The organism is Streptomyces lacaronensis (assembly GCF_047337785.1).
In the GTDB taxonomy this organism is placed as follows: domain Bacteria; phylum Actinomycetota; class Actinomycetes; order Streptomycetales; family Streptomycetaceae; genus Streptomyces; species Streptomyces lycopersici.
In genome coordinates, this window is record NZ_JBLHDK010000003.1 from 4352290 (window position 1) to 4364315 (window position 12026).

8 protein-coding genes are annotated in these 12026 nt (G+C 71.5%); 5 read left to right on the plus strand and 3 right to left on the minus strand.

Annotation, left to right across the window (positions count from 1 at the left end; genetic code table 11):
* Positions 1–79 precede the first annotated feature (79 nt).
* Positions 80–658 (plus strand): TetR/AcrR family transcriptional regulator, encoded by a 579-nt coding sequence (locus ACMTAK_RS18265; RefSeq protein WP_413807211.1) that lies wholly within the window; start codon positions 80–82, stop codon positions 656–658.
* Positions 659–765: 107 nt separating this feature from the next.
* Here the strand turns inward: ACMTAK_RS18265 and ACMTAK_RS18270 are convergent, their stop codons facing one another.
* From ACMTAK_RS18270 to ACMTAK_RS18280, 3 genes are all read right to left on the minus strand, one after another.
* Positions 766–1317: an NAD(P)H-dependent oxidoreductase gene (locus ACMTAK_RS18270; protein WP_413807212.1), complete on the minus strand. Its 552-nt coding sequence runs from the start codon at positions 1315–1317 to the stop codon at positions 766–768.
* 89 nt (positions 1318–1406) lie between these two features.
* Positions 1407–3827, minus strand: coding sequence for an endopeptidase La (gene lon, locus ACMTAK_RS18275; RefSeq protein ID WP_413807213.1), 2421 nt, complete (start codon positions 3825–3827; stop codon positions 1407–1409).
* 74 nt (positions 3828–3901) lie between these two features.
* A complete protein-coding gene (locus ACMTAK_RS18280) occupies positions 3902–4801 on the minus strand; it encodes a rhomboid-like protein (protein ID WP_413807214.1) in 900 nt (299 codons plus the stop codon).
* A gap of 242 nt (positions 4802–5043) precedes the next feature.
* On the opposite strand from ACMTAK_RS18280, the gene ACMTAK_RS18285 reads away from it, so the two are divergent.
* From ACMTAK_RS18285 to ACMTAK_RS18300, 4 genes are all read left to right on the plus strand, one after another.
* A complete protein-coding gene (locus tag ACMTAK_RS18285; RefSeq protein WP_413807215.1) occupies positions 5044–5772 on the plus strand; it encodes a spermidine synthase family protein in 729 nt (242 codons plus the stop codon).
* Between the two features lie 104 nt (positions 5773–5876).
* Positions 5877–6617, plus strand: a complete 741-nt coding sequence (locus ACMTAK_RS18290; RefSeq protein ID WP_014054863.1) for a response regulator transcription factor — start codon at positions 5877–5879, stop codon at positions 6615–6617.
* Entirely contained in the window at positions 6614–7918 is a 1305-nt protein-coding gene (locus ACMTAK_RS18295; RefSeq protein ID WP_413807216.1) for a HAMP domain-containing sensor histidine kinase, read from the plus strand. The genes ACMTAK_RS18290 and ACMTAK_RS18295 overlap by 4 nt, the downstream gene beginning before the upstream one ends.
* Before the next feature lie 238 nt (positions 7919–8156).
* Positions 8157–12014, plus strand: a complete 3858-nt coding sequence (locus tag ACMTAK_RS18300) for a multifunctional oxoglutarate decarboxylase/oxoglutarate dehydrogenase thiamine pyrophosphate-binding subunit/dihydrolipoyllysine-residue succinyltransferase subunit (protein ID WP_413807217.1) — start codon at positions 8157–8159, stop codon at positions 12012–12014.
* Positions 12015–12026: the final 12 nt, after the last annotated feature.

Genomic DNA, 12026 nt, shown 5'->3' on the forward strand with positions numbered 1-12026 from the left:
GGTCGTTCTACGGCCCCGGTCGCTCCACGGCCCCGGTCGCCCCCAACGGTCCCGTGTGTCCGCGTCAAGGAGTTTGATCATGAGCAGCGCCCGCCCCTCCGCCCATGAGCGGATCCTGTCCACCGCGACCGCGCTGTTCAACGCCCATGGGGTGCGCGGGGTCGGAGTGGACCGGATCATCGCCGAGTCGGGCGTGGCGAAGGCGACGCTCTACTCCCACTTCCGCACCAAGGACGATCTGGTGCTGGCCTATCTGCGCGGCTCGGACGAGCGCTGGCGCGGGGCGCTGCGGGAGGCCGCCGAGGCGGTCGGCGCCGACCCCCGGGACCGGCTCATCGGCCTCTTCGACGCGCTGGGCTCGGCGACCGAGCGGAACGGCTTCCGCGGCTGCGCGTTCATCAGGACCGCGGGCGAGACCGATCCGGGCACCGCCACCCACACCGCGACGGTCGAGCACAAGCGCGCCGTACGGGCCTGGCTGACCGAGCTGGCCCGGGAGGCCGGGGCCGCCGACCCCGAGCGGCTCGCGGTGCAGATCTCCGTGCTCGTGGACGGGGTGATGGCCGCGGCGGCGCTGGAGCCCATGCCGGAATTCACGGAGGCCGCCCGAGAGGCGGCGCGGGCGCTGGTCGCGCAGGCGTGCCCGGTGCGGGCGTAGCACCCCTTGCGTACGAGGAAGGCGGGCACGGCGCCCCTTGCGTACGCGGAAGGACCCGGCCGCCAAGTGAGCGGCCGGGCCCTTCTCGTGTCTCGCGCCCCGGGTCGTCAGGCCGCGGTCAGCACGCGCTTCCGTATCACGCCGGAGGCCAGCAGCTCGCGATAGTGGTCCTGGTACGCGGCGAGCCGGGCGTCGTCGAGCCCATGGGTGCCGTGCACGATGAACGGCTCCTCGTAACGCATCCCGGTGATGTTCGCCGTGGCGTCGAAGCTGTTGAGCAGATCGACCACCGGGTAGGGGTGGGCCCCGCCCGGCCGGTACTGCTCCTCGGTGCTGCCCGCCGAGGTGGCGATCAGCAGCGACTTGCCGCGCAGCGAGGTGCCGCCGCTGCCGTAGGCGAAGCCGCGCAGGAACACCTCGTCCAGCCACTTCTTCAGCAGCGGCGGCGCCGAGTACCAGTAGAAGGGGAACTGCAGGACGATCCGGTCGTGCTCCAGCAGCAGCCGCTGCTCGCGCTCGACGTCGATCCGCAGATCGGGATAGGCGGCGTAGAGGTCGTGGAGCGTGACGTTCTCCACCGGCCGGGCCGCCTCGGCGAGGGCGGCGTTGACCCGGGATGCGGCGAGATCGGGGTGGGCGAGGACGAGCAGGGTGCGCACGGAGTCCCTCCGAGGACGATACGACAGCGAACAGACAGGTCTGTCTGCTTCCTTTTCGAAGCTACCAGACAGACCTGTCTGTCTCAATGTCAGGCCGCCGCTACCGGAACCTCGGGGGTCGCCGCACGGGCGGGCTCGAGGGCCAGCTCCAGCACCCGGCGGACGTCCGAGACCGGGTGGACGTCGAGCTTGTCCAGGACCTCGGCGGGGACGTCGTCCAGGTCGGGCTCATTGCGCTTGGGGATGATCACGGTGGTCACCCCGGCCCGGTGCGCCGCCAGCAGCTTCTGCTTGACGCCGCCGATGGGCAGCACCCGCCCGGTCAGGGACACCTCGCCGGTCATCGCCACGTCCGGGCGCACCTGGCGGCCGGAGAGCAGCGAGGCCAGCGCGGTGGTCATGGTGATGCCCGCGCTCGGGCCGTCCTTGGGCACCGCGCCCGCCGGGACGTGGAGGTGGACGCCGCGTTCCTTCAGGTCGGCGACCGGCAGCTCGAGTTCCGCGCCGCGCGAACGCAGGAAGGAGAGCGCGATCTGGGCGGACTCCTTCATGACGTCGCCGAGCTGACCGGTGAGGTTCAGCCCCGCGCCGCCCGTCTCCGGGTCGGCCAGCGACGCCTCCACGAACAGCACGTCACCGCCCGCGCCGGTGACCGCGAGCCCGGTCGCCACACCGGGGACGGCGGTGCGGCGCTCCGCCGGGTCCTGGGCGGACTCGGGGGTGTGGTGCGGCCGGCCGATCAGCGGGCGCAGCTCCTCCACCCCGACGGTGAAGGGCAGTTCGCGCTCGTCGAGCTCGTGCTGGGCCGCCACCTTGCGCAGCAGCCGGGCGATGGACCGCTCCAGGGTCCGCACACCCGCCTCGCGGGTGTACTCGCCCGCCAGCTTGCGCAGCGCCTCGTCGGTCACCGTGACCTCGCCCGGCTCCAGACCGGCCCGCTCCAGCTGGCGCGGCAGCAGGTGGTCACGGGCGATGGTGACCTTCTCGTCCTCGGTGTAGCCGTCCAGGCGCACCAGCTCCATCCGGTCCAGCAGCGCCTCCGGGATGGCCTCCAGGACGTTGGCGGTGGCGAGGAAGACCACATCGCTCAGATCGAGTTCGACCTCCAGGTAGTGGTCGCGGAAGGTGTGGTTCTGCGCCGGGTCCAGGACCTCCAGCAGGGCCGCGGCCGGGTCGCCGCGGAAGTCGGAGCCCACCTTGTCGATCTCGTCCAGGAGGACGACGGGGTTCATGGAACCCGCCTCCTTGACGGCCCGGACGACCCGGCCGGGCAGCGCGCCCACGTAGGTGCGCCGGTGGCCGCGGATCTCCGCCTCGTCGCGGACGCCGCCGAGCGCGACCCGGACGAACTTCCGCCCCATCGCGCGGGCGACGCTCTCGCCCAGGCTGGTCTTGCCGACGCCGGGCGGGCCCACGAGGGCGAGCACCGCGCCGCCGCGGCGGCCGCCGACGACGCCGAGGCCCCGGTCGGCGCGGCGCTTGCGCACCGCCAGGTACTCGGTGATCCGCTCCTTGACGTCCTCCAGGCCCGCGTGGTCGGCGTCGAGCACGGCCTTGGCGCCCTGGATGTCGTACGCGTCCTCGGTGCGCTCGTTCCAGGGCAGCTCCAGGACGGTGTCCAGCCAGGTGCGGATCCAGCTGCCCTCGGGGCTCTGGTCGCTGGACCGCTCCAGCTTGTCGACCTCCTTGAGGGCCGCCTCGCGGACCTTCCCGGGCAGATCGGCGGCCTCCACGCGGGCGCGGTAGTCGTCGGACTCGTCCTCGGGGTCGCCATTGAGCTCGGCGAGCTCCTTACGGACGGCTTCGAGCTGGCGCCGCAGCAGGAACTCGCGCTGCTGCTTGTCGACGCCCTCCTGGACGTCCTTGGCGATCGACTCGGCCACGTCCTGCTCGGCGATGTGGTCGCTCAGCCAGGTGACGGCGAGCTTCAGCCGGGCCACCGGGTCGGTGGTCTCCAGCAGCTCGACGCGCTGGGCCACGGACAGGAAGGGCGAGTAGCCGGAGTTGTCGGCGAGCTGCGAGACATCGTCGATCTGCTGCACCCGGTCCACGACCTGCCAGGCGCCGCGCTTGCGCAGCCAGCTGGTGGCCAGCGCCTTGTACTCCTTGATCAGTTCGGTGACGGCACCGGGCAGGGGGTCGGGCACGATCTCCTCGACCGTGGTCCCCTCCACCCACAGGGCCGCCCCGGGGCCGGTGGTTCCGGCCCCGATGCGGACGCGGCGCACTCCGCGGATCAGCGCGCCGGGGTCGCCATCGGAGAGCCGGCCCACCTGCTCGACGGTGCCGAGCGTGCCGATACCGGCGTAGGTGCCGTCGATGCGCGGCACCAGCAGCACCTTCGGCTTACCGCCTCCGCTCCCACTGGAGCGGGCGGCGGCCTGGGCGGCCTCCACAGCGGCGCGTACCTCGGTATCGGAAAGGTCCAGCGGCACCACCATGCCGGGGAGCACCACCTCGTCCTCGAGAGGCAGTACGGGCAGGGTGAGCGGTGTGGACAGCGAAGCCATGATCTCCCCTTCGGCAGGCAAGTTGAGTCCCAAGGACTCAATAAGTCAATGCCCACTCAATGCGCGGAGGGGGTTCAGGTGTTCCCGGACGCTCGTTCGCTGTGAGCGAAGCCGGGCGAGGCGCCGTCCTCCCGCCGTGACCGGGGGCGCCACCTGGCGTTCCGCCGGGCGTACGGCCAGGAGAGGACGCCGAGCAGCAGGGCGAAGGCATGGCCCCAGCCGGTGAGCGGATCGAAGTCGACCAGGATCCCGGCGGCGAGCGCGAGGCCGACTCCGCCCAGCAGCGCCCACCGGCGCCGGGGCGACAGCAGCCCGGCGAGCGCGGCGGCGCAGGCGATCAGCCCGTAGCTCACCCCGTAGTCGAGGCGGCGCAGCGAGCTGTCCGGGAGATGCCCGGCGGCCACGGAGACGGCCACCGGGACCTCGGTGAGCAGCGTCGCCAGCACATGCCCGAGCAGGAACACCCCGGCGGTGCGCACCCCGCCGAGCCGCCGCTCCAGCGCACCGAGCACCAGGGGGAAGGCGACCAGATACGGCGAGGTGATCCCGCCCACCGCCCACAACGCGCTGACCAGCAGCGTCAGCACCGGCCGCTGGGAGAGGTGGGACACATCGGTACTGGAGCCGGCGAGCAGATCGCGCACGGTGCCGGGGTCACCGAGGCGGGCGTAGAGCCCGGTGCCGAACAGGACGAGCGTGTAGCCGAGGGTGAACGGCACGGCCAGGAGCGCACGCGGCAGCGAACGCGCCACCGCCGCCATGCGGCGCCCGTGCCCCCGCCCGGCGCTCGGCACCCGAGGCGTACTCGCCCCGGCGGCCGCGGGCCCGCCGCAGCCCGCCACCCGCCGCACATCGGCCGGGCGGGCGCATGGACTGGCCGCGGCGACGGCCCGGAGGCCATCCGGGTCGCCGCCGTCCGGCGTCCGCGCACCCGGAACGCCCGAGGCACCCGTCCCTCTCACCGATGTCGTCAACGCCCGCGCCCCTTTCTCACTCGCGCCGCCGCCCCCCTGCTCCCCGCTTATCCGCCACGGCCGGAACAACAACCAGGACGCCGTGAGTCATGTCACGGCGCCCCAGGTTGTGACATGGACGACGCGCCATGACATGGACGACCCGCGCGACGCCACCGGGCGACCGTGAATCGGTTGGACCGGCGAGCGGAGGCGGCGCGAGGATGGCGGGGTCAGGAACCATCCGGGAGGACCCCACACCCATGCAGCCGCAGCCGCCGTACGACCTCCACGCCGCCGACGACGACCGGCCGGTGACCGTCGACCGCCGGGAGGGCCCGTACGGCGAGGTGGTGCTGCGGCGGCGCGGCGGCGGGGGATCCCCGGCCGACGTCGTCTTCGAGATCATCGCCAACGGCTGCTTCCTCATGGACACCTCCGACGGCCGCTCCGAGCGGCTGCTCATCCGTGCCGCCCTCGACGCGCTGCCCGCCGACCGGCCCTCCCCCGCCCTGCTCATCGGCGGGCTCGGCGTCGGGTTTTCGCTGGTCGAGGCGGTGGCGGAACCCCGCTGGGGACGGATCGCGGTGGTCGAGCGGGAGGCCGCGGTGATCGACTGGCACCGCGCGGGCCCCCTGGCGGCCATGACCGCCGGGGCACTGGCCGATCCGCGCACCGAGGTCGTCCACGCCGATCTGGTCGAGTGGCTGCGCACGGGCCCGCGGAGCTATGACGCGCTGTGCCTGGACATCGACAACGGCCCCGACTGGACCGTCACCGAGGACAACGAAGGCCTCTACTCCCCCACCGGGCTCGCGGCCTGCGCGGCGCGTCTCGCACCGGGCGGGGTACTGGCCGTATGGTCGGCGCAGCCGTCGCGCGCGTTCGAGGAATCTCTCCGGAATGCCGGGTTCACACAGGTGCGTACGGAAGAGGTCGCCGTTGCCCGGGGTGTTCCCGACGTCGTCCATCTCGCGGTTCGGGGCGCGTAGCAAAGCCGCGTACGCTGGCTTTACGCTTGCTTGCCTACCAAACGCGGCTGAGCGATGACCAGGCGCGAGCCGCGGGTTTCACCGGAAGACGCAGGGGCGGGCGTATGGAGCAGACTCACAACGGTCACAACGGGACCGCCACGACCACCCCTGGCGCACAGCGCCGGGTCCTCGTCGTCGAGGACGATCCGACCATAGTGGACGCCATCGCGGCCCGGCTGCGCGCCGAGGGGTTCCAGGTCCAGACGGCGGGAGACGGTCCGGCGGCGGTCGACACGGCCGAGGCGTGGCAGCCCGATCTGCTCGTCCTCGACGTGATGCTGCCGGGCTTCGACGGTCTGGAGGTCTGCCGACGGGTGCAGGCCCGGCGGCCGGTGCCCGTGCTGATGCTGACCGCGCGCGACGACGAGACCGACATGCTGGTGGGGCTCGGGGTCGGCGCCGACGACTACATGACCAAGCCGTTCTCCATGCGCGAACTGGCCGCGCGGGTGCACGTACTGCTGCGGCGGGTGGAGCGGGCGGCGCTGGCCGCGCACACCCCGCGCAGCGGAATCCTCCGCCTGGGCGAGCTGGAGATCGACCACGCCCAGCGCCGGGTGCGGGTGCGCGGCTCGGATGTGCACCTCACCCCGACCGAGTTCGACCTGCTGGTCTGTCTGGCCAACACCCCGCGCGCGGTGCTCTCGCGCGAGCAGCTGCTGGCCGAGGTGTGGGACTGGGCGGACGCCTCGGGCACCCGCACCGTGGACAGCCACATCAAGGCGCTGCGCCGGAAGATCGGCGCGGAGCGGATCCGTACGGTGCACGGCGTGGGCTACGCCCTGGAGACCCCGGCGGCATGACGAAGGCCCGCTGGGCACGCACGGTCACCAAGTTCCGGGCAGGCACGGATCCCAGGGGCTGGGCGCGCGGGGCTCCCCGGGTCTGGGCGGACAAGGCGCCCAAGCTCTGGCCGCGCAAGGTCCCCAGCGCCTGCCGGCTGCCCGGGGTCCCCACGGGCCGGCGGGCGTGGTCCCGCGCCACCTGGGCCCGGATCTGGGAGGCGCTGCGCCCCTTCGACCCTTACCGCTCGGTCAAGGCGGCGCTGGGGGCGCTGGTCGTCGGCTCGGTGATCATCACCACGCTGCTCGTCTTCGCGGCGATGCACTCCGACACCGAGCTGCGTGTCATCACCATCTTCTCGATCATCGCCTCGCTGCTGATCACCCAGTTCGTGGCGAACGGGCTCACGGCCCCGCTGGACGAGATGACCGAGGTCACCCGGGCGATGGCCAACGGGGACTACACCCGGCGGGTGCGGGCGGCGCAGCGCGGGGACGAGTTCGGCGACCTGGCGTCCGCGTTCAACCGGATGGCGGCCGACCTGGAGGCGGTGGACACCCACCGCAAGGAGCTGGTGGCCAACGTCTCGCATGAGCTGCGCACCCCGATCGCGGCGCTGCGGGCGGTGCTGGAGAACGTGGTGGACGGGGTCTCGGACGCCGATCCGGAGACCATGCGGGTCGCGCTGAAGCAGACCCAGCGCCTGGGCCGTCTGGTGGACCAGCTGCTCGATCTCTCCCGCCTCGACAACGGGGTGGTGCCGCTGCACGCGCGGCGGTTCGAGGTCTGGCCGTATCTGGCCGGGATCCTCAAGGAGGCCGGGATGGCCAAGGGCGCGGAATCCCATTCGGGCGCGCACACCCGTAAGGACGTCCATCTCAACCTGGACGTCTCGCCGCCCGAGCTGACCGCCCACGCCGACGCCGAGCGGCTGCACCAGGTGATGGCGAACCTCATCGACAACGCGGTGAAGCACAGCCCGGCACACGGCCGGGTGACCGTGCGCGCCCGGCGCGGTGACGGCCCGGAGAGCCTGGAGCTGGAGGTGCTGGACGAGGGCCCCGGCATCCCGGAGGCGGAGCGGCACCGGGTCTTCGAGCGGTTCAACCGGGGCGGACTCTCCCCGGTGGACGGCCGGCGGCGGCCGGGGCCGGGCACCGACGGCGGCACCGGGCTGGGGCTGGCGATCGCGCGCTGGGCGGTGGATCTGCACGGTGGGCGGATAGGGGTGGCGGAGTCCCCGCGCGGCTGCCGGATCAGGGTCAGCCTCCCCGGGCCCGCCCCGGAACCCAAACCAGGCACCCACAAAGATCAAAGCTGAAGTAAAGTCGATCCTGTCGCGCACATACGAGCGGCAGGGGTGCACGTCTGCGTTGCCCCGCGCCTGAGGAAACGCACGAAACCCCGTGTGTTTCCCGGCGCGTCATGCGCTGAAACCCGCCAATCAATGTGACTTGCGCGACGATGACCAGTGCGGCCTGCACGTAAGGGTCCAAGAGGCGTAGCCTTTATTCCCGCTGTCCACCACCTTTAGGAAGCGGAAGAGGGCGGTTGCCGCCGTGTCGCCACAGTCCCCCAACACCTCGAGCGTCTCGACCGATGAACAGGACGGGCAGGGGAGTAACCCTGCCGCTGCCTTCGGCCCCAACGAGTGGCTCGTCGACGAGATCTACCAGCAGTACCTCCAGGACCCGAACTCGGTCGACCGAGCCTGGTGGGACTTCTTCGCCGACTACAAGCCGGGTCAGGACACCGGCTCCGCGGTGGTCACGCCACCACAGGGAGTAGCCGCGAGCGCCGCCCCGGCGGCCCCGGCCAAGCCCGCAGCGGCCAAGCCCGCGGAGGCCAAGCCCGCCGCCCCGGCCGCGAAGCCCGCCGAGGCCAAGCCGGCCGGCGCGGCCCCCGCCGCTCCCGCCGCCGCGAAGCCCGCGGCGGCGCAGCCCGCGCCCGCCGCCAAGGCCGCCCCCGCGGCCCCGGCCAGGCCCGCGCCGGTCAAGCCGACCCCGGCCGAGCCGACGGTCTCCAAGAAGGAGCCCGCCGCGCCCTCCGCGGGGCCCGAGCTGGTCACGCTGCGCGGCCCGTCCGCCGCCGTGGCGAAGAACATGAACGCGTCGCTGGAGCTGCCGACCGCCACCTCGGTCCGCGCCGTCCCGGTGAAGCTGCTGTTCGACAACCGCATCGTCATCAACAACCACCTCAAGCGCGCCCGCGGCGGCAAGGTGTCCTTCACGCACCTGATCGGCTACGCCATGGTGCAGGCGCTGAAGGCGATGCCCTCGATGAACCACTCGTTCACCGAGAAGGACGGCAAGCCGACCCTGGTCAAGCCCGAGCACATCAACCTCGGTCTCGCCATCGACCTGGTCAAGCCCAACGGCGACCGCCAGCTCGTCGTCGCGGCGATCAAGAAGGCCGAGACGCTCAACTTCTTCGAGTTCTGGCAGGCCTACGAGGACATCGTCCGCCGCGCCCGCGCGAACAAGCTGACGATGGAGGACTTCACCGGCGTCACGGCCTCCCTCACCAACCCCGGCGGCATCGGCACCGTCCACTCGGTGCCGCGGCTGATGCCCGGCCAGGGCCTGATCATCGGCGTCGGCGCCATGGAGTACCCGGCCGAGTTCCAGGGCACCTCCCAGGACACCCTGAACAAGCTGGGCATCTCCAAGGTCATGACGCTGACCAGCACCTATGACCACCGAGTGATCCAGGGCGCCGCCTCCGGCGAGTTCCTGCGGATCATGAGCCAGCTGCTGCTCGGCGAGAACGACTTCTTCGACGAGATCTTCAAGGCGCTGCGCATCCCGTACGAGCCGGTCCGCTGGCTCAAGGACATCGACGTCAGCCACGACGACGACGTCACCAAGGCGGCGCGGGTCTTCGACCTGATCCACTCCTACCGGGTCCGCGGCCATGTCATGGCCGACACCGATCCGCTGGAGTACCGCCAGCGCAAGCACCCCGATCTGGACATCGTCGAGCACGGGCTCACCCTGTGGGACCTGGAGCGCGAGTTCGCGGTCGGCGGCTTCGCGGGCAAGTCCATGATGAAGCTGCGCGACATCCTGGGCGTGCTGCGCGACTCGTACTGCCGCACCACCGGCATCGAGTTCATGCACATCCAGGACCCCAAGCAGCGCAAGTGGATCCAGGACCGCGTCGAGCGCAGCCACGACAAGCCGGAGCGCGAGGAGCAGCTGCGCATCCTGCGCCGGCTCAACGCGGCCGAGGCGTTCGAGACCTTCCTCCAGACCAAGTACGTCGGCCAGAAGCGGTTCTCCCTGGAGGGCGGCGAGTCCGTCATCCCGCTGCTGGACGCGGTGCTGGACGCGGCCGCCGAGTCGCGTCTTGACGAGGTCGTCGTCGGCATGGCCCACCGCGGCCGGCTGAACGTGCTGGCCAACATCGTCGGCAAGTCGTACGCGCAGATCTTCCGCGAGTTCGAGGGCAACCTCGACCCGAAGTCCATGCACGGCTCCGGCGACGTCAAGTACCACCTGGGCGCCGAGGGCACCTTCACCGGTCTGGACGGCGAGCAGATCAAGGTCTCGCTCACCGCGAACCCCTCCCACCTGGAGGCCGTGGACCCGGTCCTGGAGGGCGTCGTCCGCGCCAAGCAGGACATCATCGGCAAGGCCGGCACCGACTTCACGGTGCTGCCCGTCGCCCTCCACGGCGACGCGGCCTTCGCGGGCCAGGGCGTCGTGGCCGAGACGCTGAACATGTCGCAGCTGCGCGGCTACCGCACCGGCGGCACCGTGCACATCGTGATCAACAACCAGGTCGGCTTCACCGCCGCCCCGGCCGCGTCCCGCTCCTCGATGTACGCCACGGACGTCGCGCGCATGATCGAGGCGCCGATCTTCCACGTCAACGGCGACGACCCGGAGGCCGTCGTGCGCGTCGCGCGGCTCGCCTTCGAGTTCCGCCAGGCGTTCAACAAGGACGTGGTCATCGACCTGATCTGCTACCGCCGCCGCGGCCACAACGAGACCGACAACCCCGGTTTCACCCAGCCGCTGATGTACGACCTGATCGACAAGAAGCGTTCGGTGCGCAAGCTCTACACCGAGTCGCTGATCGGGCGCGGCGACATCACCCTGGAAGAGGCCGAGCAGGCGCTGCAGGACTTCCAGGGGCAGCTGGAGAAGGTCTTCACCGAGGTCCGCGACGCGGTCTCGGCCCCGGCCCCGGCCGAGGTCCCCGAGCCGCAGGCGGAGTTCCCGGTCATGGTCCAGACGGCCGTCTCCCAGGAGGTCGTCAAGCGGATCGCCGAGTCCCAGGTCAACACCCCCGACCGGATCACCGTCCACCCGCGGCTGTTCCCGCAGCTCCAGCGGCGCGCGGCGATGATCGAGGAGGACTCGATCGACTGGGGCATGGGCGAGACCCTCGCCATCGGCTCGCTGCTGATGGAGGGCACCCCGGTCCGGCTCGCCGGCCAGGACTCCCGACGCGGCACCTTCGGCCAGCGCCACGCGGTGCTGGTGGACCGCGAGACCGGCGACGACTACACCCCGCTGCTGTACCTCACCGAGGACCAGGCGCGGTACAACGTCTATGACTCGCTGCTCAGCGAGTACGCGGCGATGGGCTTCGAGTACGGCTACTCGCTGGCCCGCCCGGACGCGCTGGTCATGTGGGAGGCGCAGTTCGGTGACTTCGTCAACGGCGCGCAGACCATCGTCGACGAGTTCATCTCCTCGGCCGAGCAGAAGTGGGGCCAGACCTCTGGTGTCACCCTGCTGCTGCCGCACGGCTACGAGGGCCAGGGGCCGGACCACTCCTCGGCCCGGATCGAGCGCTTCCTCCAGCTGTGCGCGCAGAACAACATGACGGTCGCCGCGCCCACGCTGCCGTCGAACTACTTCCACCTGCTGCGCTGGCAGGTCCACAACCCGCACCACAAGCCGCTGGTCGTCTTCACCCCGAAGTCGATGCTGCGTCTGAAGGCCGCGGCGTCGAAGACGGACGAGTTCCTGTCCGGCTCGTTCCGCCCGGTGATCGGCGACGAGACGGTCGACCCGGCGTCGGTGCGCAAGGTGGTCTTCTGCTCCGGCAAGGTCTACTACGACCTGGCCGCGGAGCGGGACAAGCGCGGTGCGAACGACACGGCGATCATCCGCCTGGAGCGGCTGTACCCGCTGCCGGGTGCGGAGCTGCAGGCAGAGATCGCCAAGTACTCGGGCGTCGAGAAGTTCGTCTGGGCGCAGGAGGAACCGGCCAACCAGGGTGCGTGGCCGTTCGTCGCGCTCAACCTGATCGACCACCTGGAGCTGTCGGTCGGCGCGGACGTCCCCACCGCCGAGCGCCTGGTCCGGGTCTCCCGTCCGCACTCGTCCTCGCCCGCGGTGGGGTCGAACAAGCGGCACCAGTCGGAGCAGGGGGCGCTGGTGAGCGAGGTCTTCGAGATCTGATTCACCCTGTTC

Coding starts and splice junctions, on each gene's coding strand:
- ACMTAK_RS18295 (WP_413807216.1), top strand. CDS start 6,614: ATGACGAAGGCCCGCTGGGCACGCACGGTCACCAAGTTCCGGGCAGGC.
- ACMTAK_RS18265 (WP_413807211.1), top strand. CDS start 80: ATGAGCAGCGCCCGCCCCTCCGCCCATGAGCGGATCCTGTCCACCGCG.
- lon (WP_413807213.1), bottom strand. CDS start 3,827: ATGGCTTCGCTGTCCACACCGCTCACCCTGCCCGTACTGCCTCTCGAG.
- ACMTAK_RS18290 (WP_014054863.1), top strand. CDS start 5,877: ATGGAGCAGACTCACAACGGTCACAACGGGACCGCCACGACCACCCCT.
- ACMTAK_RS18285 (WP_413807215.1), top strand. CDS start 5,044: ATGCAGCCGCAGCCGCCGTACGACCTCCACGCCGCCGACGACGACCGG.